The sequence below is a fragment of the Streptomyces sp. Act143 genome (assembly GCF_003143935.1).
In the GTDB taxonomy this organism is placed as follows: domain Bacteria; phylum Actinomycetota; class Actinomycetes; order Streptomycetales; family Streptomycetaceae; genus Streptomyces.
Window position 1 is genome coordinate 2,800,537 of sequence record NZ_QFRX01000001.1, and the last position, 24,790, is coordinate 2,825,326.

16 protein-coding genes and 1 pseudogene are annotated in these 24,790 nt (G+C 71.1%); 8 read left to right on the forward strand and 9 right to left on the reverse strand.

Translation table 11 applies throughout. The annotated features are described in order from the left end of the window. Positions 1–282 precede the first annotated feature (282 nt). The 5 genes from DI272_RS12525 (at position 283) to DI272_RS12545 (ending at position 10,412) form a co-directional block, all read left to right on the forward strand. Positions 283–4,002 carry a GH92 family glycosyl hydrolase gene (locus DI272_RS12525; RefSeq protein WP_258314533.1) on the forward strand — a complete coding sequence of 1,240 codons (3,720 nt, stop codon included), beginning with the start codon at positions 283–285 and terminating at the stop codon, positions 4,000–4,002. 20 nt (positions 4,003–4,022) lie between these two features. Continuing rightward, positions 4,023–5,969 carry an alpha-glucuronidase gene (locus DI272_RS12530; RefSeq protein WP_109495447.1) on the forward strand — a complete coding sequence of 649 codons (1,947 nt, stop codon included), beginning with the start codon at positions 4,023–4,025 and terminating at the stop codon, positions 5,967–5,969. 89 nt (positions 5,970–6,058) lie between these two features. Beyond that, a complete protein-coding gene (locus tag DI272_RS12535; protein ID WP_109495448.1) occupies positions 6,059–7,444 on the forward strand; it encodes a hypothetical protein in 1,386 nt (461 codons plus the stop codon). A 71-nt stretch (positions 7,445–7,515) separates the two neighbouring features. Continuing rightward, positions 7,516–8,766, forward strand: coding sequence for a MoxR family ATPase (locus DI272_RS12540; protein WP_109495449.1), 1,251 nt, complete (start codon positions 7,516–7,518; stop codon positions 8,764–8,766). A 440-nt stretch (positions 8,767–9,206) separates the two neighbouring features. Further along, entirely contained in the window at positions 9,207–10,412 is a 1,206-nt protein-coding gene (locus tag DI272_RS12545; RefSeq protein ID WP_109495450.1) for a VWA-like domain-containing protein, read from the forward strand. On the opposite strand, the gene DI272_RS12550 is transcribed toward DI272_RS12545, so the two are convergent. The 6 genes from DI272_RS12550 to DI272_RS12575 are packed head-to-tail and all read right to left on the reverse strand — an operon-like array spanning position 10,399 to position 18,151. Further along, on the reverse strand, positions 10,399–12,411 hold the full coding sequence (locus DI272_RS12550) for a beta-galactosidase (RefSeq protein WP_109495451.1): 2,013 nt from the start codon (positions 12,409–12,411) through the stop codon (positions 10,399–10,401). The genes DI272_RS12545 and DI272_RS12550 overlap by 14 nt on opposite strands. Then, entirely contained in the window at positions 12,408–13,088 is a 681-nt protein-coding gene (locus DI272_RS12555) for a hypothetical protein (protein WP_109495452.1), read from the reverse strand. Before DI272_RS12555 ends, DI272_RS12550 begins: the two co-directional genes overlap by 4 nt. Next, positions 13,085–14,596 (reverse strand): glycosyl hydrolase, encoded by a 1,512-nt coding sequence (locus DI272_RS12560; RefSeq protein WP_109495453.1) that lies wholly within the window; start codon positions 14,594–14,596, stop codon positions 13,085–13,087. The genes DI272_RS12555 and DI272_RS12560 overlap by 4 nt, the downstream gene beginning before the upstream one ends. After that, complete coding sequence (locus tag DI272_RS12565; protein WP_109495454.1) at positions 14,593–16,248, reverse strand: extracellular solute-binding protein; 1,656 nt, start codon at positions 16,246–16,248, stop codon at positions 14,593–14,595. The genes DI272_RS12560 and DI272_RS12565 overlap by 4 nt, the downstream gene beginning before the upstream one ends. Positions 16,249–16,301: 53 nt before the next feature. Then, positions 16,302–17,174, reverse strand: a complete 873-nt coding sequence (locus tag DI272_RS12570) for a carbohydrate ABC transporter permease (RefSeq protein WP_109495455.1) — start codon at positions 17,172–17,174, stop codon at positions 16,302–16,304. Then, positions 17,168–18,151: a sugar ABC transporter permease gene (locus DI272_RS12575; RefSeq protein ID WP_109495456.1), complete on the reverse strand. Its 984-nt coding sequence runs from the start codon at positions 18,149–18,151 to the stop codon at positions 17,168–17,170. The genes DI272_RS12570 and DI272_RS12575 overlap by 7 nt, the downstream gene beginning before the upstream one ends. Positions 18,152–18,405: 254 nt before the next feature. On the opposite strand from DI272_RS12575, the gene DI272_RS12580 reads away from it, so the two are divergent. Further along, a complete protein-coding gene (locus DI272_RS12580) occupies positions 18,406–19,404 on the forward strand; it encodes an acetylxylan esterase (protein ID WP_109495457.1) in 999 nt (332 codons plus the stop codon). Here the strand turns inward: DI272_RS12580 and DI272_RS12585 are convergent. After that, positions 19,404–21,854 (reverse strand): annotated as a pseudogene (locus DI272_RS12585) (GH92 family glycosyl hydrolase); the annotation flags it as partial. The gene DI272_RS12580 and the pseudogene DI272_RS12585 overlap by 1 nt on opposite strands. Before the next feature lie 275 nt (positions 21,855–22,129). After that, positions 22,130–23,236 (reverse strand): lytic polysaccharide monooxygenase, encoded by a 1,107-nt coding sequence (locus tag DI272_RS12590; protein WP_258314534.1) that lies wholly within the window; start codon positions 23,234–23,236, stop codon positions 22,130–22,132. Between the two features lie 212 nt (positions 23,237–23,448). Between DI272_RS12590 and DI272_RS45240 the strand changes: the two genes are divergently transcribed. Beyond that, entirely contained in the window at positions 23,449–23,601 is a 153-nt protein-coding gene (locus DI272_RS45240) for a hypothetical protein (RefSeq protein WP_258314535.1), read from the forward strand. Positions 23,602–23,604: 3 nt separating this feature from the next. Continuing rightward, positions 23,605–24,120 carry a Uma2 family endonuclease gene (locus DI272_RS12595; RefSeq protein WP_258314536.1) on the forward strand — a complete coding sequence of 172 codons (516 nt, stop codon included), beginning with the start codon at positions 23,605–23,607 and terminating at the stop codon, positions 24,118–24,120. Positions 24,121–24,138: 18 nt separating this feature from the next. On the opposite strand, the gene DI272_RS12600 is transcribed toward DI272_RS12595, so the two are convergent. Beyond that, positions 24,139–24,729, reverse strand: a complete 591-nt coding sequence (locus tag DI272_RS12600) for an HD domain-containing protein (RefSeq protein ID WP_109495458.1) — start codon at positions 24,727–24,729, stop codon at positions 24,139–24,141. Positions 24,730–24,790 lie beyond the last annotated feature (61 nt).

The window sequence follows — 24,790 nt, forward strand, 5'->3', positions numbered from 1 at the left end:
GCCGACAGGTATAGTCCACTTCCCGCCAGCGGAGCAAGATCGAATGCAAGGTTGGCCACGGGTCTTTTCCGAGTTGAGACCTCCCGGAAATATGTGCGGGCTGTGCACCGCCCGAAGGAAAAACCACCGGCAATACGCCTGAACGCCACACTCAACACCCTTGACATCCTTCACCACTTGGACCACAACTGATCCTTGCGCATCGAAGTCGACAACGTTGTCCACGACATGCAGGGAGCGTGTTGGTCCATGCGGCACAGACGGTGTTCGACAGTGGTCGCGATGGCGGCTCTCGTTTTGGCAGCCGGTCCTCAGGCCGTCGCCCTGCCCCAGCCCCCCACCACCCCCGACCAGCGGTTCACCTCCTCCTTCGAGCCGGACGATCCCGCCCCCGACTGGCTGAACACCCCCGAGCGCGCCTCGGGCGTCGACGGCGGCTACAGCAGCGGCATCCCGGGCAACGTCACCGATCACGTCACGGACATCCGCGCCAGCGCCGAGAACACGGGCGGCGGCGAGGTGAAGGAGAACCTCGCCGACGGCGAGGCGGTCACCAAGTGGCTGGCCTTCGAGGCCACCGGCTGGGTCGAATTCGACCTGGACAAACCCTTCAAAATCTCCGCGTACGCCCTCACCTCGGCCAACGACTACGCCGAGCGCGACCCCAGGGACTGGACCCTGAAGGGTTCCGCCGACGGCAAGAGCTGGAAGACCCTCGACACCCGCTCCGGCGAGACGTTCGACGAACGGTTCCAGACAAAGTCGTACGACCTCCCGGAACCGGCCGAGTACCAGCACTTCCGTCTGGACGTGACGGCCAACGGCGGCGCCGACGGCATACTCCAGCTCGCCGACCTCCAGCTCTCCACGGGCGGCAGCGGCGGCCCGGTCCCGCAGGACATGCTGTCCCTGGTCGACCGCGGCCCGAGCGGCTCGCCGACGGCGAAGGCACGCGCCGGGTTCACCGGCAAGCGCGCGCTGCGGTACGCGGGGCGGCACACGGCGGACGGGCGGGCGTACGCGTACAACAAGGTCTACGACGTGAATGTCGCCGTCCGCTGGAACACGCGTCTGTCCTACCGCGTCTTCCCGTCGATGGCGGACGGCGACCGCGACTACGACGCCACGAACGTGGCGGTCGACCTGGCCTTCACCGACGGCACCTATCTGAGCGGGCTCGGGGCGACGGACCAGCACGGGTTCGGGCTGTCGCCGCAGGCTCAGGGGGCCGCGAAGGTGCTGTACGTGAACCAGTGGAACAGCGTGGCCTCGCGGATCGGGTCGGTGGCGGCCGGGAAGACGGTCGACCGGATTCTGGTGGCGTACGACTCCCCGCGCGGCCCGGCCAGGTTCCGCGGCTGGCTGGACGACGTACGGATCGAGCGCGTCGCGCCGGAGCGGCCGAAGGCCCATCTGTCCGACTACGCGCTGACGACCCGCGGCACCCACTCCAGCGGCGGCTTCTCGCGCGGCAACAACTTCCCGGCGACGGCCGTGCCGCATGGCTTCAACTTCTGGACGCCGGTGACCAACGCGGGCTCGCTGAGCTGGCTGTACGACTACGCGCGCGGCAACAACGACGACAACCTGCCGACGATCCAGGCGTTCAGCGCCAGTCACGAGCCGAGTCCCTGGATGGGCGACCGGCAGACCTTCCAGGTGATGCCGTCGGCCGCGTCCGGCGTCCCCGACACCGGCCGCGAGGCCCGGGAGCTGGCCTTCCGGCACGAGAACGAGACCGCGCGGCCTTACTACTACGGGGTGCGGTTCGAGAACGGTGTGAAGGCGGAGATGGCGCCGACCGACCACGCGGCGGCGCTCCGCTTCAGCTACCCCGGCGACGACGCGAGCGTCCTCTTCGACAACGTCACCGATCAGGCGGGCCTGACGCTCGACAAGGCGGCGGGGGTCGTCACCGGCTACTCGGACGTGAAGTCCGGGCTGTCGACGGGCGCGACGCGGCTCTTCGTCTACGGCGTCTTCGACCAGCCGGTGACGGAGGGCGCGTCGGAGGGGGTGAAGGGGTACCTGCGCTTCGACAGCCCGACGGTCACCCTGCGGCTGGCGACCTCGCTCATCAGCGTCGACCAGGCGAAGGACAACCTGCGGCAGGAGATCCCGGACGGCACCGGATTCGACACCGTACGGGACCGCGCCCAGCGCCAGTGGGACCGTCTCCTCGGCAAGGTCGAGGTCGAGGGCGCCACGCCGGACCAGCTGACGACGCTGTACTCCAGCCTGTACCGGCTGTACCTGTATCCCAACTCGGGCTTCGAGAAGGTGGGTTCGGAGTACAAGTACGCGTCTCCCTTCTCCCCCATGCCCGGCCCCGACACCCCGACGCACACCGGGGCGAAGATCGTCGACGGCAAGGTGTACGTCAACAACGGCTTCTGGGACACCTATCGGACCACTTGGCCCGCGTACTCGCTGCTGACGCCTGGTCAGGCGGGTGACATGGTGGACGGGTTCGTGCAGCAGTACAAGGACGGCGGCTGGACCTCGCGCTGGTCCTCCCCCGGCTACGCCGACCTGATGACCGGCACCTCCTCGGACGTCGCCTTCGCCGACGCCTACGTCAAGGGTGTCGACTTCGACGCCGAGGCGGCGTACGACGCGGCCGTGAAGAACGCGACGGTGGTGCCGCCGATGTCGGGCGTGGGCCGCAAGGGCATGGTGACCTCCCCGTTCCTCGGCTACACGAGCACCGAGACGCACGAGGGCCTGTCGTGGGCGCTGGAGGGCTACCTCAACGACTACGGCATCGCACGGATGGGCCGGGCACTGTACGAGAAGACGGGGGACGAGCGGTACGCGGAGGAGTCGGAGTACTTCCTCAACCGGGCCCGGGAGTACGTGAACCTGTTCGACCCGAAGGCCGGCTTCTTCCAGGGCCGGGACCTCGCCGGGAACTGGCGCGTGGCGTCCTCGGCCTACGACCCGCGGGTCTGGGGCTACGACTACACCGAGACCAACGGCTGGGGCTACGCCTTCACCGCCCCGCAGGACTCGCGCGGACTCGCCAACCTGTACGGCGGACGCGCCGGGCTGGCGGACAAGCTCGACACCTACTTCGCCACGCCGGAGACCGCCTCTCCCGACCTCGTCGGCTCGTACGGCGGTGTCATCCACGAGATGACCGAGGCGCGGGACGTGCGGATGGGCATGTACGGGCACTCCAACCAGGTCGCCCACCACGTGAACTACATGTACGACGCGGCCGGTCAGCCCTGGAAGACCCAGCGCAACGTCCGCGAGGTGCTGTCCCGGCTCTACGTCGGCAGTGAGATCGGCCAGGGCTACCACGGCGACGAGGACAACGGTGAACAGTCGGCCTGGTACCTGTTCTCCGCGCTGGGCTTCTACCCGCTGGTGATGGGCAGCGGCGAATACGCCGTCGGATCCCCCCTGTTCACCAAGGCGACCGTGCATCTGGAGAACGGCCGGGACCTGGTGGTGCGGGCGCCGAGGAACAGCTCCCGCAATGTGTACGTCCAGGGATTGCGGGTCAACGGGCGTTCCTGGTCCTCGACTTCGCTCCCGCACGCGCTGCTCGCGAAGGGGGCGGTGCTGGACTTCGCCATGGGGCCGCGGCCGTCGTCGTGGGGCAGCGGCTCGGCGCCCGTGTCGATCACGCAGGACGACAAGGTGCCGGACCCGCGCACCGACATGCTGAAGGGTGACGGGGCGCTGTTCGACGACACGTCGGCGACGGACGCGTCCGTGACCTCGGTGGACCTCCCGGTGCCCGGGCCGGTCAAGGGGGTGCAGTACACGGTGACGTCGTCCGGTGACCGCACAAAGGCGCCGACCGGCTGGACGCTCCAGGGATCGGCGGACGACGGGACGACCTGGGAGACCCTCGACCGGCGGTCCGGGGAGTCCTTCTCCTGGGACCGGCAGACACGTGCGTTCACCGTGGGGTCTCCGGGTACGTACGGGAGGTACCGCCTGGTCCTCGACGGCGAGGCGGTGGTCTCGGAACTCGAACTGCTCGGCTGAGCAGGGGTATGGGAGGACTCATGCGGGGCGTGCGGGGTGTCGATCCGGCCTGGCTGCCGGACGAGGTGTTCCGGCCGATCGGCACCCGGCGCACACTGATCCGCGGCTCGGGCCCGCTCGTGGACACGGTGTACGGGGAGGTCGCGGAGGCGTGCGCCCGGTTCGGGGGCGGAGTCTCGCGGGCGCCCGGCGCGCACGACCTGGTGCTGGAGCTGGACGGTGACGACGACTCCGAGGGGTTCACCTACCAGCGGGGTGACGGGCGGACGCACGTCACCGCGTCCGGGGCGCGCGGGCTGCTGTACGGCTTCTTCCATGTCGTCCGGCTCGGTGAGGAGGCGTTCCGCGGCGAGCCGGTGCGGGAGACCCATCGGCCGGCGATCGGGCTGCGCATGCTGGACCACTGGGACAACGTGGCCGTGCACCCGGTCATGGGCCAGGTGGAACGGGGCTACGCGGGCGGCTCGCTGTTCTGGGAGGACGGGCGGGCGCGCGGGGACCTGGACCGGGTGGCGGCGTACGGCAGGCTGCTGGCGTCCTGCGGGATCAACGCCGTGGCCGTCAACAACGTCAACGTGCACGAGACCGAGGCGCGTCTGCTGACCGACCGGATCGACCAAGTCGCCGCCCTGGCGGACGTGTTGCGACGGTACGGCATCCGAACGCAGCTGTCGGTCACCTTCGCGGCGCCGGTCGTGCTGGGCGGACTGACGACGGCCGATCCGCTCGACGCGGACGTGCGGGCGTGGTGGGCGCAGGCCACCGCCCGGGTCTACGAGGCGATACCGGACTTCGGCGGGTACGTCGTGAAGGCCGACTCGGAGGGCCAGCCCGGCCCGTTCGCGTACGGCCGCAGCCATGCCGACGGGGCGAACATGCTGGCCGCCGCGCTGGAGCCGTACGGCGGCACCGTGCACTGGCGGGCGTTCGTCTACAACCACCACCAGGACTGGCGGGACCGCTCGACGGACCGGGCGCGGGCAGCGTACGACCATTTCACGCCGCTGGACGGGGAGTTCGCGGCCAACGCCGTGCTCCAGGTGAAGCACGGGCCGATGGACTTCCAGGTGCGTGAACCGGTCTCGCCGCTGATCGGCGCGATGCCGGGGACGCGGCTCGCGGTGGAGTTGCAGGCCACGCAGGAGTACACCGGGCAGCAGCGGCATGTCTGCTGGCTGGGGCCGATGTGGAGCGAGGTGCTGCGCTTCGAGCCCGAAGAGGGTTCGGCGGTCGCGGAGTTGGCGCGCGGTGGGCTCGTCGCGGTGTCGAACGTCGGTGACGACCCGTTCTGGACCGGGCATCCGCTGGCCCAGGCCAACCTCTACACCTTCGGGCGGCTGGCCTGGCGGCCGGACGCGGACGTCGACGGCATCCTGGACGAGTGGCTCGGGCTCACCTTCGGGGCGGGGGCGGCGGCCGGGGTGCGGGCGGTCATGGCGGGCTCGTGGCGGACGTACGAGAAGTACACCGCGCCGCTCGGCGTCGGTTTCATGGTGCAGCCGGGGCATCACTACGGGCCGAGCGTGGACGGGTACGAGTACAGCCCGTGGGGGACCTACCACTTCGCCGACCGGGACGGGGTGGGGGTGGACCGCACTGTCGCCTCCGGCACCGGGTACGCGGGGCAGTACGGCAAGCGGTGGGCCGAGGTGTACGAGTCGGTCGCGTCCTGCCCCGACGAACTGCTGCTGTTCTTCCATCATGTGCCGTACGGACATGTCCTGAAGAGCGGGAAGACCGTGATCCAGCACATCTACGACACACACTTCGAGGGGGTGGCGGAGGTCGAGGAGGCCCGGCGGGTGTGGGCCTCGCTGGCCGGGGTCGTCGATGCGGCGCGGCATGCGCGGGTGGCCGAACTGTTCGAGGAGCAGCTGCGCGGTGCCCGCGAGTGGCGGGACCAGATCAACAGCTACTTCTTCCGGAAGTCGGGGGTCGCGGACGAGCGCGGGCGGATTATTCACTGACAGATCCTGAGCGTGGTGCTTATGATGCCGCCGATGAAGAACTTCTCCTCGTTCGGATTGGGGGACTCGTTCGCACAAGGTGAGTGCTGATGGCAGCCCACCTCGCGAACGGGATTCCGACCCGCCTGTTGATGTGGCAGCGCGTGCGTGAGTACGCCGTGCCACTGTCCATGATCGAGACCTCGGCGGCACGGCGTGCGGCCGGTGACTGGGCGGGCGCCTGCGCTGCCGCCCGGGTCGACGTCGATCTCGATCTGCGCGCCGTGCGAAGTCGTCACGGCACTGAAGTCACCGCTCGACTGCGGGCGGATCTGCGCCGGTTGGCGCCGGATCTGCTGCGCTGGCACATGCCTCGGACCGCCCCCGACGGGCGGCTGCGGCCGGGCCTGACGCTTTCCCTGGCCCGCTACCAGGGTGCAGCTCCGCTGCATCTGGTGGTGCGGACGCCGCCGGCCTGGGCGGACGCCGGGCAGCGGATGGCGCTCGCGCTGTGGGAGGAGTCCGGGGACAGCGGCCCCGCACACCATCCGCACCCCCACCCCGACCGGCGTTTCCGGCTCGATCTGCACCGGCACCTGTGGGACGCGGAACGCAGCGGCGAGCTCTGGCGGCGCTGCGCCGACGACTCCGACGCCACGTGGGCCAGGGCGCGTTGGGCCGCCGAGGCGGAGTTGCTGTTCCGCGCCGACGGCCGCCCCCGGGGTGCCTTCACCGTGCGGCTCGGGGCGCGCAACCGTGCCGTGCTGGAACTCGTCGCGCCCGACGACACTCACGCGCCGACGTTCCGGCCGGTGCGGGAGGAACCGCCGCCGCAGGAGGTCGCGGCGCTTCCGGTGCTGCCGGAGGCGGCGGCCCGGGTGCTGCCGGATCTGGAGCTGGTGCGGGCCGGACTGGTCCCGGTCGACCGGCTGCATCCGCTGGTCGCCGGCGCGTTGGCCGCGCACTGCCCTGCGGTGGAGGCGGCCGTTCCCGTCGCCGAGGTGCGCGATCCGCATCGCGTGGAGTGCCGGGGCGAGGTCCATCGGATCGCGCTGCGGAACGGCGTGCTGACGGCGGTCGATCACGATCCGGAGCAACTGCGCCGCGAGGAACTGCTGGTGGCGCTCGGCGGGCCGCCGCTGCCCTGCCTGCGGGCGATCGACGCGGTGCACCGCAGCCCGGAGGCGCTGCCCGCGGTCCGGGAGCGGCTCGGTCACGGTGACGTCGTCGGCGCGCTGGCCGTGGTCGAGGGGCTGCTCGGCCCCGGCGCGGTGCTGCGCGACGGGCCGCTCCGGGACGCGCTGCAATCGGCCGCGGCCCGCCGCGTCGACCATGGGCTCTACCGGTCGGGGCTGGTTCCCGAGCACCCGGCCGCCGGTGCGGTGGGGAGCCTGGCGCGGCCCGAGGCGGGTCACCGTCCGCGGCTCGACCGCCGGCTGCCCCATGAGATGCGGCGCAAGCGCGGCAGTCGCACCCGGCCGCGCATCGGCCTCTGATCAACTCCCCCTTCTTCCCTCTCGTTTCGGGACCTGCTGTCCCGTTCCCCGACACCACCCAGGTGATGCCCATGACTTCGCACGCCCTCCTGCCCGCGTCCCCCCAACTCGCCCTCGCCGACGATCTCCTGGCCCTGCTCCGGACCACCACCACCGAACCCCGCCCCGACGACCAGCTCGACGCGCTCACGCTCGCCGTCGCGGCCGACCTGCCCGTACTGCTGTGGGGCGAGCCCGGCATCGGCAAGACCGCGGCGCTGACCCAGCTCGCCGACTCCCTCGACCTGCCGCTGACGACCGTGATCGCCAGCGTCCACGAGCCGACCGACTTCTCCGGGCTGCCCATCGTGGGCGACGACCCCGCGGTGCAGGGCGTGCCGATGGCCCCGCCGCAGTGGGCCGTGGAGCTCGTACGGGCGGGGCGGGGCCTGCTCTTCCTGGACGAGCTGTCCACCGCCACCCCGGCCGTGCAGGCCGCGCTGCTGCGGGTCGTACTGGAGCGCAGGGTAGGCGCGCTCCAACTGCCGCCGGGGGTACGGATCGTGGCCGCCGCCAATCCGCGGGCGTCGGCGGCGGACGGCTGGGAGCTGAGCCCGCCGCTGGCCAACCGGTTCGTGCACCTGTACTGGATGCACGACCGGGACGTGGTGGTACGCGGCCTCGGCGGGGTCTGGCCGCGGGCCGAGCTGCCCCGTCTGGACCCTGAGCGGCTGCCGGAGGCGGTGGCCTTCGCCCGGCGTGCGGTCTGCGGCTTCCTGCACACCCGGCCGACGCTGATCCACCGGCTTCCGAGCACGGAGACGCGGCGCGGCGGGGCCTGGCCCTCGCCCCGCAGCTGGGAGACGGCACTGACCCTGCTGGCCTTCGGCACCGCGGCGTCCGTCTCCCGGGAGGTGCTGGCGCTGCTGGTGCGGGGCGCGGTGGGCGACGGGCCGGGCCTTGAGCTGCTGGCCCATCTCGACCGGATGGAGCTGCCGGACCCGGAGCTGCTGCTGGCCGATCCGCCGGCCGCCGAGCTGCCGGAGCGCGGCGATCTGCGGCAGGCCGCGCTGGAGGCGGTGGTGGCGGCGGTCGGGGCGCGCCCGGAGCGGGATCGCTGGGAAGCGGGCTGGGCGGTGCTGGTCCGGGCGATGGAGACCGGCGCCCCGGATCTGCTGGTAGCCCCGGCCAAGGCACTGGCCGGCCTGCGACGGGACGACTGGGAGGTCCCGGCGACGGTGGAACGGCTGGCAAGGGTCGTCGGAATCGCCGACCGCGCGGAAAAGTCGGTGACCCGCGCGGAGGCAGCGGGGGCCGGGCGGGTGCTGGGGGTGGCGCGGTGACGGAGGGCATGGAGGCGGGGGCGGGGGCCGGGAGCGGGGCGATGACGCGGGACGCTGAGGCGGGGGCGGGGGCGAGGGCCGGGGACGCCCGGATGACGCAGGACACGAGGACCAGCGCGGGGGCCGGGGGCGGCCCCGCGACCCAGAACACGAAAGCGGGGACCGGAAGCGGGGCGATGACGCAGGGCACGATGGCGGAGCACGGGCGGGGTGCCCTTTCGGGGGTCGTGCGGAAACGGCCGGTGCCGCGGCCTATGCCGCCGCCTCCGCCGCCCCGGCCGGTGGGGGCCACGCGGCCGCGGCCGCCGGTGGTGGCGGGCAGCGGGGCGACCACCGCGCTCCCACCGGACGCCGCACTCCCCCCGGACGCCACACGCTCACCGAACGCCACACGCCCCCTGGGCGCCCGGCCTCCCCTGGAGTCCGCGGTCCCGCTGGACATGGAGAAGCTGCTCGCCGCCCGGCTGCACGCCGTCAAGGTGCGTCCCTACCTCGCCGTCGCCCTGTTCGCGCTGCACATCGTCGAGGACCGGTCGGTGCCGACGATGGCGGTCGACGCGCACTGGCGCTGCTACGTCTCCCCCGCCTTCGTGGCCCGCATGCCGGTGGAGGAGCTGGCCGGTGTCTGGGTGCACGAGGTGTCCCATCTGCTGCGGGACCACCACGGGCGCGGCGAGCGCTACGCGCGGGAGAACGAGGAGTACGGCCCGGGGCAGCGCCTGCGGCGGAACATCGCCGCCGACTTCGAGATCAACGACGACATCTACGGCGACGGGCTGCCCCGGCCGGCCGGCGCGGTGCTGCCCTCGCGGCTGGGGCTGACGAGCGGCCTGCTGATGGAGGAGTACCTGCGGACGTCCTCGATGTCCGGGTGCACCGGTGACCTGGCCTGGCTGGACTGCGGCAGCGGCGCCGACGGCCAGGCACGGCCGTGGGAGCTGGGCCCCGACGGGTCGCACGGGCTGACCCGGCAGCAGCGGGACGCGGTGCGCTTCCGGGTCGCCGAGGGGATCAAGGGGCAGCCGGGCGACACCCCGGACGGCTGGCGCCGCTGGGCGGACGAGGCGTTCCATCCGCCGCAGCCCTGGCGGCAGTTGCTCGGCGCGGCGATCCGCTCGGCGGCGGGTGCGCCGGGGGTGGGCGAGAACCACACCTACCGGCGCCCGTCCCGCCGCTCGGCCGCCGTCCCGGGGGTCCTGTTGCCGAGTCTGCGCCGCACCCCGCCCCGGGTGTGCGTGGTGATCGACACCTCGGGGTCGGTGAGCGACGCCGAGCTGGGCAGCGCGCTGCTGGAGGTGGCGGGGATCGCACGGGCCGTCGGCGGCCGGCGCGACCTGGTCTCGGTGATCTCCTGCGACGCGGCGGCGGGGCTGGCCGCTCCGCTCTGCCGCGCCGAGGACATCGAACTGATCGGCGGCGGGGGGACGGACCTGCGCTCCGGTTTCACCCGGGCGCTGCGCTCCCGGCCCCGCCCGGACGTGATCGTCGCCCTGACGGACGGCCAGACTCCGTGGCCCTCGGCACCGCCGCCGTGCCGTACGGTCGTCGGGCTCTTCCCCCGCCCCGCTCTTGGGGGGAACGAGCGAGATCCCGACTACGTCCCGGACACCCCGCCGTCCTGGGCGCGGGTCGTCACCATCGGCTGAGCAGCCGCAGCACCGCCACGCCCAGCGGCTCCAGGGACAGCGGCTCACCCTCCTCGACGCGCTTCCCGGTCAGCAGGTCCTCGGCGGTGGCGTGAGCCGTCAAGTGGGCAGGTGCGGCTGCGTGGTTGAGGAGGAAGAGTAGGCGGGTGCCGTCGGGGGCGGTACGGGTCGCGGTCTCGACGGCCGGGTGGCCGGCGTACGGGCCGATCAGGTCGTGGCGGGCGAGGACACGGCGGACCACCGCGTCGACGCCGGGCTGGTCGAGGGCGGTGGCGACGTACCAGCCCGCGCCCCGGCCGAAGGCGTTGCGGGTCACCGCCGGGGTGCCGGCGTAGAAGTCGCTGCCGTAGGTGGCGACCGGCTCGGCGCCGCGCGGCTGGACGATCTCGAAGACCAGGCGGGCTTCGGACCCCAACTCGGTTATGGGCTGGACGACTTCCGGCGGCCGGGAGTCGCATTCGTCCACGCGGACGCCCATCAGCGGGGCGAGCGGGCCGGGCACGTCGGCGCGGAACGCGCGGTCGTGTGCGTCGACGCGGCCGGAGAGGAAGGTCGCGAGGACGGTGCCGCCGCGTGCGGCGACGGCCTCCAGGCGCGCGGCCAGGTCGCCCTTGACCATGAAGAGGGCCGGAGCGAGGATCACGTCGTACGCGGTGAGGTCGGCGGTCTGTGGTACGACGTCCACGTCGGCGCCGGCCGCGCGGGCGGCACGGTAGTAGGCGTGGACGACCTCCTGGTACTTCACCAGCCGGGAGGGGCCGTCGGAGATCTCCAGGGCCCACCAGCTGTCCCAGTCGAAGAGCAGGGCGGTGCGGGCGGGGGTACGGGCGCCGAGGGTCGCCCCGCCGAGCGTCTCCAACTCCCTTCCCAGCGCGGCTACTTCACGGAAGACCCGGGTGTCGTCCCGTCCGGCGTGCCCGATGACCGCCCCGTGGTACTTCTCGCAGGCGCCGCGGGAGGCGCGCATCTGGAAGTACAGGGCCGCGTCGGCGCCGTGGGCGACGGCCTGGAAGGTGGCGAGGCGCAGCTCGCCCGGTCTGCGCAGGGGGTTCACGTCCCGGCAGGCCGTGGTCGACGGGGTCTGCTCCATCAGCCAGAAGGGGGCGCCGTCCTTGAGGCCGCGCATCAGGTCGTGGGCCAGGGCGGGCCAGGTCGGCGGGGCGTCGAGGGGCGGGTAGCTGTCCCAGGAGGCGAAGTCGAGGTGGGGCGCCCAGCGGTGGTAGTCGAGGGGGCGGAACATGCCCATGAAGTTGGTGGTGACGGGTGTCTCGCGGTCGTACCGGCGGATCGCCTCCTTCTCGGCCAGGAAGCAGCCGAGCAGGGCGTCGGTGGTGAAGCGGAAGTAGTCGAGGGTGATGGCCTGGAAGGCGGTGTGGTCGGGCCCCCGCCAGTGTTCGGTGAGGGCGTTCGGCGGTTCGATCTCGTCCCAGTCGGTGTAGCGGTGCGACCAGAAGGTCGTCCACCAGGCGTCGTTGAGGGCGTCGAGCGACTGCCCGTACCGGTCGCGGAGCCAGTCCCGGAAGGCGTCCGCGCACAGCTCGCAGTAACAGACGCCGCCGTACTCGTTGTTGATGTGCCAGGCGAGCAGCGCCGGGTGATCGGCGTAGCGTTCGGCGAGCCGGGCGGCCATGGCGGTGGCGAGGCGGCGGTACGCCGGTGAGCTGGGGCAGAAGTTGTGCCGCTGGCCGTGGCGGTGCCGGCGGCCCTCGAAGTCGGTGCGGTTGGTGTCGGGGTACTTCTTCGCGAGCCAGGGCGGGAGGGCGGCGGTGCCGGTGGCGAGGCACACCCGGCGGCCTTCGGCGGCGGCGCGGTCGAGGATGCGGTCGAGGAGCGTGAAGTCGTGGGACTCCTCGGCGGGTTGTGTGAGCGACCAGGAGAAGACGCCGACGGTGAGGGTGTCGATGCCGGCCCGGGTGAAGAGACGGTGGTCCTCGTCCCAGACGTCCTCCGGCCACTGCTCGGGGTTGTAGTCGCCGCCGTACGGAATCTTGCCGGTCATGCGGTGAAGTCCCTCTCGGTCTCGGCGATCACCGGGCGGCTGCCGTGCAGCAGGGACAGCAGCAGCGGGGCGGCCAGCAGGGCGGGCAGGGCCTCGGTCAGCAGGGTGGTCCCCGCGGCGGTCAGGACCAGCAGCGATCCGGCGGCAAGGGTGGCGCGGCCGTGCCGGACCAGGAAGTACGCGGCGAGGCGTGCGGTGTCCCGGGTACGGAAGCTGAAGAGGGAGGTCAGGACGAGGGCGTGGGCCCCCCAGAGCAGTGCACCGACGCCGATCGCGCCGAGCAGGACCGCCCACCAGCCGGGCAGCCCTGTGGCGGCGAAGTGGGTGAGCGTGAAGGCGATGACCGTGAGCCAGGCCAGCAGCGGCGCCCACAGCCGCAGCGCCGGGAGCGCGTTGAGGCGCCAGCCGCGCCGGTAGGCGCGGGCCGGGTGCAGGTCGGTGAGGTCGCGGTCGCGGTGGTGCAGGGCGTAGACGGCGGCGGAGGCGGCGGGGCCGAGCGGGAGGAGGCACACGGCGGCCAGGGGGAGGTTGGACGGGTCGGCGCCCAGCAGGAGCAGCCCCGCCAGGCCCGGGCTCGCCGCGGCCAGGAGGAGGGCCTCGACCGTGAGGAGGGTGTGGACGAGGGCGGCGGCGCGGGAGAGGGAGCCGACGCCGAAGGCGGGGGCCGGGGCGCTCATCGCGGGTCCCTGCCGAGCAGCCGGCCCTCGTCCGTCCAGGGCGGCGCCTGCTCGTCGACGGCGCTGACCTCGACCAGCGTCACCTCGTGGCGGCTCAGCGTCAGGTCCAGCTCCACCCGGTCGTCCGCCACCGGCAGCCGCAGATGCCGCCGGGCCGGTTCCGCCGCCTCATGGAGCACGTCGACCTGGTCCGGCCGCGGTGACCGGGGGCTGCCCATGCGCTGCCAGGCCGTGCGGGCGTTGCCGTGCTCCTCGTCCACGGTGGACCGTCGGACGAACGCCTCCCCCGCGGACCTCAGCGGCACGGACAGCCGCACCCGGTGCCGCTCGGGCCCCGGTGTCTGCCCGCCTGCGTCGACCGGCGCCCACGCGAGGACGGTGACACGGCCGTCGGCATGCCTGCCGACCAGGTGGTCGTCGCCGCGGGCGAGCAGTTGGGTGCCCATCCGCGCCATGAACGCGTACAGGTGGTACGCCGGCTTCTTCACCTGCCGGTGGGTGAGCAGTCCGAAACCGCCGTGGAAGAGCGCGGTCGGCGGGCCGGCCTCCTCGAACATGTCGCTGAACGTCCAGTAGGAGAAGGAGTCGACGTGGTCGCCGCCGTGCGCGAGGACGGGAGCCAGGTAGGCGGCGTGGAAGGCGGTGTCGTGGATGGGGTTGTCGGGGCGGTAGGAGGAGTTGAACTCGGTGATGTGGACCGGTAGTTCGGCCAGCCGGGTGCCCTTGAGGAGGTCCCGGGGGGTGGCGAACTGGTCCAGGAGTCCTTGGGCGGGCGCGAGTCGCTGGTACACGCCGAAGGGCACGTGTTGCGCCGGCTCCGAGGTGTAGGCGTGCTTCGACACGAAGTCGACGGGCACGTCCCGGCGTTCGGCGAACTCGGCGAAACGGCCCAGCCATTCGTCCGCGCCGGGCGAGATCGCCGGGCCGCCGACCTGGAGCCCGGCGTCCACGTCCTTCACCGCGGCCGCCGTCACCTCGTACAGCCGGTGATACGCCGGTTCGTCGGCGTTCTCCCAGAAGTCGGTCAGGTTGGGCTCGTTCCACACCTCGATGGGCCAGGTGCGGACCTCGTCGAGCCCGTAGCGGTCGACGAGGTGGGAGACGGTGGCGCGGACCAGGTCGGCCCACTCGTCGTACGACCGGGGCGGGGTGACGTTGCCCCGCCACCAGAACACCGTCTGCCGGCCGGACGCCAGCTCGGTCGGCATGAAGCCGAGTTCGAGGAAGGGCCGGATGCCCAGGTCGAGGTAGGCGTCGACGACCTGGTCGACGTAGGTGAAGGAGTGGTGGACGTGCCGGGTGCCCTGCCACTCGTAGGGCCGGTAAACCGCCATGCCGTCGCTCAGCAGGCCGTGGCCCCGGATGTACCGGAAGCCGATCTCGTCCTGGAGGAGCTTCAGCGAGTCCTGGTAGTCGCGGCGCAGGGCGAGTTCGATGCGGCCGGTGCCGACGCAGTGGCGCCAGGCGTCGGAGAGCGGGCCGATCGGTGCGGCGGGGACGCGGATCACCCGTTCTCCTTCTTGAACCGGTCGTAGGCCTTGTTGTGCAGGTCGACGAGTTGTTGCAGGTTCTTCGACTTCAACTCGGAGACGTAGGCGTCCCATTCGGACATCGGGCGTTTGCCGAGGACGAACTTGAGGGTGTTCTGGATGGCGTGGTCCTTGAGCGGGGTGTCCCACAAGGTCGCCTGTTCCTGCTCGACGGACTGCAGGGGGTGGGCGGGGTCGATGGGCAGTTCCTGGCGCTGGGACATCGTGTCCTGGAACTTCTTCTCGTCCGGGCCGAAGTTGGAGGAGACCAGCTCCCAGCTGCCGCCGTAGGTGAAGACGCCATTGAAGAAGCCGAAGTCCTTCTGGAGGTCCTTCGGGGCGTCCGGGTCGGAACCCATGAGGGAGATCCCGGGCCGCAGCTCGTACCTGCCGCCGGACTCGGTGTAGGTGACGCCCTTGACGCCCCACTTGCACAGCTTCTGGCCCTCGTCCGAGTACCAGAGCCAGTCCACGAACTGCATCATCGCCACGAAGCTGTCACTCTTGAGCGCCTTGCTGGAGACCATGATCCCGTTCTCCAGCCGGACGCCGCCGAGGACGACGGGGCCGGCCGGGCCGAGCGGCACCGGGACCATCTCGATCTTCGCGCCCTTGACCTGCTTCTCCAGGTTGTAACGGTAGTTCTGCACCAGCTCCTGCGGGTTGGCGCTGATGACGTACGACTTCTCGGCGAGCAGCTTCTGCACGGCCTGGTCGTCCTGCTGGGTGAAGCTCTCCGGGTCGAGGAGCTTCTCGGCGACGATCTTTCTCAAGTACTCGATCATCGCCCGGTAGTTGTCCTGGGTGGCGGTGAAGACGAACTTCTGGGCCTTGGTGTCGAAGCTGATGTTGTCGTACGCCCAGCCGGCCTTCACCCCGTAGGCCTGGCCGAGGTATTGGAACAACGCCCCGCAGGGGAAGGGGGTGTTGATGCTCCAGCGGTCGGTCCACGGGTACTTGTCGGGGTACTCCGCCCTGATCGCCTTCAGGACGGAGTACACCTCGTCCCAGGTGGTGGGCAGGGCCAGGCCGAGCTTGTCGAGGACGTCCGTGCGGAAGGAGAGCGAGTAGCCGGCCTTGGGCTTCTCGTGCAGGCCGGGCAGCAGGTAGTACTTGCCGTCGGACTGGCGTATGGAGTCGAGCTCGGGTTCGAGCTTCCACTTCTTCACCTTGTCCTGGAAGTTGGGCATCAGGTGCACGTACTCGCTGACCGGGAGGATCGCGCCCGAGGACACGAAGGCGACCTCGCCCGGGTGGTACGTCTTGGGGATCAGGAAGGGGGCGTCTCCCGCGCCGATGAGGACGCTGCGCTTCTTCTCGTAGTCGGCGAGCGGGACGTCGACCGGCTTCAGGGTGATGCCGGTGCGCTTGGTGACCTCCTTCCAGAACAGCCAGCTGCTCTTGTACGGGTAGACCGGGTTGTTGTTGTGCAGCATCGAGAAGGACAGCGGCTTGGCGGCCTTGAACTGCTGGCCGGCGCGGTACTCCTTCATCGCGCCGTTCTGCTTCTTGGAGAGGTCCTTGCCGTCGCCGCCGTCGTCGCCGCTGCCGCAGCCGGTGAGGGTGGCGAGGCCGATGAAGCCCGCGGCGGCCAGGATCTGACGCCGCGACAGCTCTCCTGCGTTCTGCACGGGAACTCCTTTGTTCCTTGGGTGAGTCGGGGGGCCGGTCGCACGTCAGGGGTTCAGCCCTTGACCGCGCCGAGCATCACGCCCGAGACGAAGTAGCGCTGGACGAACGGGTACACGCAGAGGATCGGCAGCGAGGTGAGCACGATGGTCACCGCCTGGATGTTCGCGCCGACCTGGCTGAGCTGCTCGGTCCCGGCGCCCGCGGTGGAGCCGCCGGTGGCGCCGAGGATCATGTTCCGCAGATAGACGGTGACCGGCATCAGGTCCGAGCTGTCCATGTACAGGAACGCGCTGAACCAGGAGTTCCAGAAGGACACCGAGTAGAACAGGACCATGGTCGCGACGACCGCCTTGGACAGCGGCAGCACGACCTTGAGCAGGATGCCGTAGGTGCTCAGCCCGTCGATCTGCGCGGCCTCCTCCAGCTCGCCGGGCAGACTCTCGAAGAAGGCCTTCATCACCAGCAGGTTGAACACGCTGATCGCGTTGGGCAGGGCGATCGCCCACACGCTGTTCTTCAGGCCGAGGGTGGTGATCAGCACGTAGTTGGGGATCAGCCCGCCGGTGAAGAACATGGTGAACACGGCGACGCCGACGAGCGCGGTGCGGCCCTTGAGGTGCTTCTTCGACAGGACGTAGGCGTAACAGGTCGTCAGGATCATGGCGACGGCGGTGGAGACGACCGTGTAGAAGACGGTGTTTCCGTAGTTCCGCCAGAACATGGAGTCCTGGAAGACGATTCTGTACGTGGTGAGGTCGAACCCCTTGGGCCACAGGGTGACTTCACCGGCGCGGATCTGCCGCTCGCCGCTGAAGGACCGGGCGACGATGTTGAGGAAGGGGTACAGGGTCACGGCCACGACGAGGGTCAGGATCACCCCGTTGACGCCTTGGAACACCCGGTAGGAGCGGCTCGGCCTCACCACAGGCTGGTCCCCACCGTGCGGCGCGAGAGCTGGTTCGCGGAGGTGATCAGGACCAGGCCGATGACCGCCTCGAACAGGCCGATGGCGGCGGCGTAGCTGAAGCTGTTGGACTCGACGCCGGTCCGGTAGACGTACGTCGAGATCACGTCGGAGGACTGGTAGGTCAGCGGGTTGTAGAGGAGCAGGACCTTCTCGAAGCCGACCGCCATGAACGTGCCGACGTTGAGGATCAGCAGCGTGATCATGGTGGGGCGGATGCCGGGCAGGGTGACGTGCCAGGTCTGCCGCCAGCGGCCGGCGCCGTCGATGCGGGCTGCCTCGTACAGGTCCTCGTCGATGGTGGTGAGCGCGGCGAGGTAGAGGATCGTGCCCCAGCCGGCGGTCTGCCAGATCTCGGAGCCGACGTAGATCGTGCGGAACCACTCGGGTTCCTGGATGAAGCGGATCTCGTCGTGCCCGAACCAGCCCAGGACGTGGTTGACCGGGCCGTCCGTGGCGAGCATCTGCAAGGTGATGCCCGCGACGATCACGATCGACAGGAAGTGCGGCAGGTACGACACCGACTGCACGAACCGCTTCAGGGCCCGCCTGCGCACCTCGTTCAGCAGCAGCGCCAGCACGATCGGGATGGGGAAGCAGAAGACGAGGGTCAGTCCGCCGAGCCAGAGCGTGTTCCGGAAGACCTGCCAGAAGGTCGGGTCACTGAGGAACATCTCGACATAGCGCAGGCCGACCCACTGCTCGCCGAACATCGAGCCGCCCGGTTCGAAGCGCCGGAAGGCGATGACGTTGCCGAGCATCGGCAGATAGCGGAAGACCAGGAAGAACAGCAGCGGCAGCAGCGCCAGCGAGTACAGCTGCCAGTCGCGGCGCAGCGCCCGCCTCCAGGTGACGCGTGCGGAGGGCCTCGGGGGTGGCGGTGGCGCGGGCGGGTCCTGGACGCCCGGCGGAGAGGCCGACTTCGTGGACGTGCTCATGCTCGGTCCTCTCAGGAGGGGAGGGGGGAGCTGAACCGATCGGGAGGGGCAGTCGAACCGAAACTTTCGAACTCTTACCGGTAACTTCGCGGCAACTTAGAGGCAGTCAGAAAGCGCTGTCAATGGGTGTTGCAGCGGCCCTTTGAGGCGCGGATGGAGAGTTGAAGTGCCGTGTGCACGGGGTAGAACCCGGGAGCCAGACGCAGTGATCTCCGCAAGTTTCCCTCTGTCGTCCGACTCCTGCGAGGTGTCCCGTGCCCGCGTTCGACCTGCCCCTGACGGAGCTCGTGCACCACCGTCCGCTGCCCGAAGAGCCCGCCGACTTCGACGAGTTCTGGCGCGACACCCTCAAGGAGGCGGCGCAGGCGGACCCGTTGGTGAGCGCGGTTCCGGTGGCGTCGGGACTGCGGCTGACAGAGACTTGGGACGTGACGTTCCGGGGCTTCGCGGGCGACCCGGTCCGCGCCTGGTTCACCCGCCCCGCCGGGGTACGGGAACCCCTCCCCGCCGTCGTCGAGTACGCGGGCTACGGCCGTGGCCGCGGTCTCCCGCACGAGCGCCTGACCTGGGTGAACGCCGGATACGCGGTGCTGCTCATGGACAACCGCGGCCAGGGCGACCAGTACGGCAGCGGCGGCGCCACCCCCGACCCGCACGCCCAGGCGCCCGGCGGTCCCGGCCCCATGGTCCGCGGCCTGCTCGACCCCCGCGACTATCACTACCGCCGCCTCATCACCGACGCCGTCCGGGCGGTCGGCGCGGTCCGCGCCCTGCCCGGCGTGGACGCCTCCCGCACGGTCGCCGTCGGCAACAGCCAGGGCGGCGGCCTCGCCGTGGCCGTCGCGGGACTCGTCCCCGACCTGGCCGCGGCCCTGGTCACCGCCCCGCTCCTGTGCGGCGTCCGCCGCGCCCTCGACCTCACCGACGCACACCCGTACGGCGAGATCAGCACCTACCTCTCCGTCCACCGCGGCGCGGCGGAGGCCGCGTACCGCACCCTGTCCTACGTCGAGGGCATCTCCTTCGCCCGCCGCGCCCACGCCCCCGCCCACTTCGGTGTCGGTCTGCGTGACACGGTCTGCCCGCCGAGCGGCGCGTACGCCGCCTTCAACCGCTGGGCCGAGCTGTCCGGCGCCGCCCCCCGCACGGAGCTCCACGCCTACCCGTACAACGGTCACGAAGGTGGCGACGCGGTCCATGTGCGGCGCCAACTCGACTGGCTGGCTGCGTTGTTCAGCGGGTCGCCGATGTGAGCCGTGGTCGGTCCGACGCCGTCCCGGCAGGACCGCTCGCCCTCGCGGAACGACGGCGGGGCGGCGTCGGGGTCCGCACCCCACCCGCGGTCGGGCGCGCCGGCGAGCGTGTAGTCGAGGCGACCGCCGTCCCGCACGAAGGAGGCGGGCAGCCACGGCCGTTCACTGACCCGTCCGTCCACCCGCAGGGAGCGGATGTACGGCGAGCCGGCGGCGGCGCCGTCCGCCCGGACGGAGATGTCGTTGCCGTCCGGGCGGTCGATCTCGATCCGCGGGAACAGCGGTGAGGCGAGGACGAGTTCGGCGCGGGAGGGGACCTGCGGGTACATGCCGAGCGCGGAGAAGACGTACCAGGCGGACATCGCCCCGAGGTCGTCGTTGCCGGGGATGCCGTCCGGCCGCGTCGACCACAGCTGCCGCATGGCGGCGCGCACGGTCTCCTGCGTCCGGTAGGGCGCACCCGCGTAGACGTACAGGTAGGGGACGTTGATCGACGGCTCGTTGGCCAGCTCGGACTTCTCGCCGCCGCTCCCGGTGAAGGCCCAACTGCCGTCCGCGGCGTGGAAGAAGGCATCGAGCCGGTCGAGGGCCACGCCCCGCCCGCCCATCGCGGCGAAGAGCCCCGCCGGATTGTGCGGGACCATCCAGGTGTACTGCGCGGCGGTCCCCTCCACGAACCCGTTGCCGGTGTCCGGGGTGAAGCCGCTGACCCAACTGCCGTCGGCCTCGCGGTCGGCGATGTAGCCGCCGGTCGGGTGGGCGGCGCTGTCGAAGTTGTTCTGCCACCACTGTGCACGCCGGGCGAACTCGGCGGCGGTATCCCGCTCCCCCGCCGCCGCGGCGAGCCGCGAGAGGGCGAAGTCGGCGCCGGACATCTCCAGCGTCTCCGCGGCACCGCCCCAGGCGTTGGACACGGACGGCATGTAGTGATGTCGCAAGTACCGGTCGAGGGACGGCCGTTGACCGACGGAGAGCACGGGCCGCCCGGCCGCGGAGAGGTCCTGCGGGGTCGGTACGGTCGCCGCCCGGACCAGCGAGTCCAGTGCGCCGCGCAGATCGAAGTCGGTCCCGCCGAAGGCGTGGATGCCGGCCAGGGCGACGGTCGACGGGTCGCCGTTCATGACGTGCGTGCCGGCCGCCCCGTGCAGCCAGCGGTCCCAGATCCCGCCGTTCTGCCGGGCGAGTTCGTACAGCGACTGGGCGATGTCGGACCCGGTGCGCGGCTGGAGGAGCGTGAGCAGCTGGAGCTGGTCGCGGTAGACGTCCCACCCGGAGAAGGTGCCGTACTGGGCCCGCCGCCGGGTCCTGTGCACCTGTCCGTCGGCGCCGCGGTAGCGGCCGTCGGCGTCGCTGATGACGTTGGGGTGGAGGAGGGAGTGGTACAGGGCCGTGTAGAAGGTGGTCCGTTCGGCGTCCGTGCCGCCGCCGACCCGGACGGCGGAGAGGTCCTCGCGCCAGGCGCGGCGGGCCGCCTCTCGCACGTCGCCGAAACCGCGGTACGGCGGGTTCTCCGCCGCCAGGTTCGCCTCGGCGCCCGCCCGGCCGACGTACGAGATGCCTACTTTGACGTTCACCGGCCCGGCGCCCGGCGCGAACTCGACGTATCCTCCCGCCCCCTTCCCGGCGACCGGCCGGCCGGCGCCGCCGGAGCCCGCGAAGCCACCGGTGCCGCCGCTCACCGCGAGGGACCCGGGGTCGAGCCGGCCGTCCCGCCAGGTGCCCGCCGCCTTGAAGGCGCGGTCGAAGCGGGCGGTGAAGTGCAGGGTGTAGTAGGCGCGGCGGCCCTCCGGGTCGAGGTGGCCGCAGAAGTTGCCGGAGGTGACGGAGCCGGAGACGGTACGGGTCGCCGGGTCGATCTCGACCGTCGAATCCGTCGAACCCACCTCGGAGTTGGCGGTACGGATCAGCAAGGAGGCGGGCCGGTCGGCCGGGTAGGTGAAGCGGGCCGCGCCGGTGCGGGCGGTGGCCGTGAGGTCGGCGGTGACGCCGGACGCGAGGGTGACCCGGTAGTGGCCGGGTTCGGCGGTCTCGTCGGCGTGGTCGAAGTCGGCGGCGTACACCGTGTCCCCGGTGTCGCTCGCGGGCGAGGAGGCGACCTGTCCGGCGTAGGGGAAGAAGGGGATGTCGCCGCTGCCGCCCGCGCATCCCGTCCCGGACATGTGGGTGAGGCTGAAGCCCCGGATGCGGGCGGCGTCGTAGTGGTAGCCGCCCGGGGCCGCTGTGCGGGTGGCGTCGCCACGGGTGTTCTCGGGGCTCCAGGAGAGCATGCCGAACGGGGTGACGGCGCCCGGGAAGACATTGCCGCCGTTCCTGGTGCCGATGAGGGGGTCGACGTAGCGGGTGGGGTCGTCGAGGAGTCCGGGGCGCGAGGGAGGTTGCGGGGACTCGGGGTGCGCGGGCACGACACCGGCGAAGGCCAGCGTCACAACGGCGGCGAGCATCAGGGGCATCACGTGCGTCAGCCGTACCACGCGGAGTCGCGGCCGGACGGGCGACGGCACGGCGGCACCACCTGGATGGATCAACCCAACTCGTTTGACGTGGTGGTCCGTTGACACGATAGGATGAGGTTTAGACCTCTCGACAACGTTGTCCGACCAGCGACGGTGTCGCCGTCCAGAGCCACTCCACCCCCGGGCAGGGACTCCCCCTCACCTGCCCGGACGTGCGGACCCGGTGGGGGTGTCCACCGGGTCCGCGCGCGGCGGCTCGGGTCAGCCGGGGGTCAACCGACCCGACAGGGCAGCGTGGTGGCCGTGTCACCGCCGGAGCCGGTCACGACGTACCCGAACGTGGTGCTCTGTCCTGGGCTCAACGAACCGTTCCAGTCGGCGTTGTGGACCATCACGTCCTGTCCGGTGTAGGTCGCGTTGCCGTTCCAGAGGCTGTCGACCTTCTGGCCGCCCGGGAGCGTCCAGTCGACCATCCAGCCCAGCATCGGGACGTCGCCGGAGTTGGTGACGGTCACCTCGGACTGGTAACCGCCGCTCCAACTGCCGGTCGTCTTGCGGGTGGCGGTGCAGGTGCCGGGGACCGGGTCGGTCGGATTGCCCGGCTCATGGATGCCCGTCACCTCGCCGTTGCCGCCGTCGAAGACGACGTCGGAGCAGGAGTAGAAGGTCTCCGCGCTGTCCGAGCGCTGCCACACCATGTAGATGATGTGGCGGCCCGACTTGTTCGACGGAAGCTGCCCGGTCCAGGAGTAGTTGGCCTCGACCGTGCCCGGGGTGCCGTTGAGCGGCGGGTGGTCCGCGGAGAGGAAGGGCTGGTCCTCCATGTCGTTCCAGGTGAGGGTCTTCTTCGGGTCGAAGCCGTCCTTGGTGACGTAGACGTAGAACCAACCCGGGTGCGCAGCCCAGGCGTTGTAGGAGAAGTCGACGGTCGCGCCCGAGGTGAGGTGGGTCAACGGCCAGTCGTCGCGGGGGGCGTTGAAGCCGGTGAAGTTGGTGTTGCCGCCACTGCACAGCTCGCCGTCCGGCACGAAACCGCGGGTGCGGCCGGCGCCGTCGGAGCGGAGCACCGAGAACCAGTTGTAGAACGGCGTGGTACCACTGACGGCTTGGGCGTTCTTGCAGGCCGGGTTGACCGGCTTGATCTCACCGGTGTCGGTCAGCGCGTCCTGCCAGCACAGGAAGGTGCGGCTGCCGGGCTTCATCGGGGTGCCGTGGGCCTGCGCCTGCCCGCCGGCCGTCACGACCAGGGCGACGGCGGGGACGGTGGCGAGCAGGGAGACCAGGACGAGGAAGAGGGCTCTGGCGCGGGTGGGGAGCGCCAGCGCGGCGAGGGCTGTTAATCGGCGCCCCGGAGACGCCGCCGACTTTGTCAGGATCATGACAGTCCAGTCCGTTCCTTGAAGTACGGGCCGTACGGATGCGTGCGTGCGGTGAGCGGGGCGGGCCGATCCCTTCGGGCAGGTTCCGGTCCACCCGTATGGGAGCGCTCCCACCCCGCCTGTTGCGGAAGGTAGCGCGAACGGGGGCGGGTGTAAACGGTTGGCGCGGGAGGGTTCGGGGTCAACGGTGTTCCATGGAGTCGCCGGTTCGGGTGGCGGTACCTTCGTACGTAACGATCACGCCGCGTATCGGCGTCCAGACCGGCGTCCATGGGAGCAGTGATGACGACGCCCGGCGGGGACAGGCCACCGCGGACACCTGGATGTTCCCGCCGGCCGACGGCTGGACCTTCGACCAGGTCTAAGACTTGGAGCTGCCCTTCGACTGGGAACTCGTGGACGGACGGATCGTGGTCCGAGGACAGACCAAGTCTTGGCACAACCGTGTGCGGGACAAGATCGTGTCCGGTCCAGAGGCGGTTCGTACCCAGCCGTACGAGGTCGTGGCCGAGCAGTGCGTGATGGTCGACGCCCAGAACACGCCCAAGCCCGATGTGATCGTCTTCGACCCCCGGGAGCTGGACTTCTTCGAGCTCGAGTGTGTCCCGGTGGGGAAGGTCGCCCTCGTCGTGGAGGTCGTCTCTCCTGGCTCCCGCCAGGACGACCGCGTACGCAAGCCCGCGTTGTTCGCCACCAACAAGGTCCCGTACTACTGGCGCGTCGAACTGGACCGCAACCAGAAGCTCGCGGTCCACGAGTACTGGCTCAACGCGGACACCCTTACGTACTTCCCCGCGCCCTCGCACCCGGTGCACCACGACAAGCTCGTCACCGAGTTGCCGTTCCCCGTCGAGATCGACCTCGACGGCCTCGTCGGCTTCTGACCCCGGCGGGCGTCCCGGTCACACCGGATACGCCCCCTGGAAAGCCAGCCGCTCCTCCGCCCCCTCCCCCACTTCCGTCAACAGGTCGTCGAGGTCGAGGAACTCCTCCCACGCCGACCGCCCGCTCGCCTCGGCCAGCGTCCTGACCACCAGGTCCTCCAGCTCCGGGACGCGTTTGTTCTTCCACGCCTTGTCGGCGAGGCTGACCAGCAGGTCCTCGATGCCGACGTCCGGCGCGGTCCAGCTCGCATGGGTGGCGGCGAAACGGGCCAGGGCCGGGGCGACGCCATGGCGCAGCAGCAGCTCGCGGCCGGCCGCCTCGTGCGCCGAGCCGGGGCCGGAGAGTTCGGCGGTGTGCACGGTCTTGCCGATGTCGTGCGTGGCCGCGCCGAACAGCACGGCCTCGCGGTCGACCGGGAGGTGAGGATGCCGTCGCGCCAGCCACTCCACGAGGCCGTACGCCACGTCGTGCACCGCTCTCAGGTGCGCGGCCAGTCGAGGCGGCGCGTCCAGCTCCCGCAGCAGTTCCGCCGCCCGGTCCGGCAATGGGCGGAGAGGCGGGTCGCCGGGGTCGCGCAGGGCCCGGAGGAGGAGGTCGGGGGAGGTCACGCGGAAAGGGTACGGCTACGGCGGCACCGGCCGGACGGCCTCCACGGCGGTCGCCGGGCCC

Coding starts and splice junctions, on each gene's coding strand:
- DI272_RS12540 (WP_109495449.1), top strand. CDS start 7,516: ATGACTTCGCACGCCCTCCTGCCCGCGTCCCCCCAACTCGCCCTCGCC.
- DI272_RS12555 (WP_109495452.1), bottom strand. CDS start 13,088: ATGAGCGCCCCGGCCCCCGCCTTCGGCGTCGGCTCCCTCTCCCGCGCC.
- DI272_RS12590 (WP_258314534.1), bottom strand. CDS start 23,236: ATGATCCTGACAAAGTCGGCGGCGTCTCCGGGGCGCCGATTAACAGCC.
- DI272_RS12575 (WP_109495456.1), bottom strand. CDS start 18,151: ATGAGCACGTCCACGAAGTCGGCCTCTCCGCCGGGCGTCCAGGACCCG.
- DI272_RS12535 (WP_109495448.1), top strand. CDS start 6,059: ATGGCAGCCCACCTCGCGAACGGGATTCCGACCCGCCTGTTGATGTGG.
- DI272_RS12550 (WP_109495451.1), bottom strand. CDS start 12,411: ATGACCGGCAAGATTCCGTACGGCGGCGACTACAACCCCGAGCAGTGG.
- DI272_RS12530 (WP_109495447.1), top strand. CDS start 4,023: ATGCGGGGCGTGCGGGGTGTCGATCCGGCCTGGCTGCCGGACGAGGTG.
- DI272_RS12525 (WP_258314533.1), top strand. CDS start 283: ATGGCGGCTCTCGTTTTGGCAGCCGGTCCTCAGGCCGTCGCCCTGCCC.
- DI272_RS12545 (WP_109495450.1), top strand. CDS start 9,207: ATGGAGAAGCTGCTCGCCGCCCGGCTGCACGCCGTCAAGGTGCGTCCC.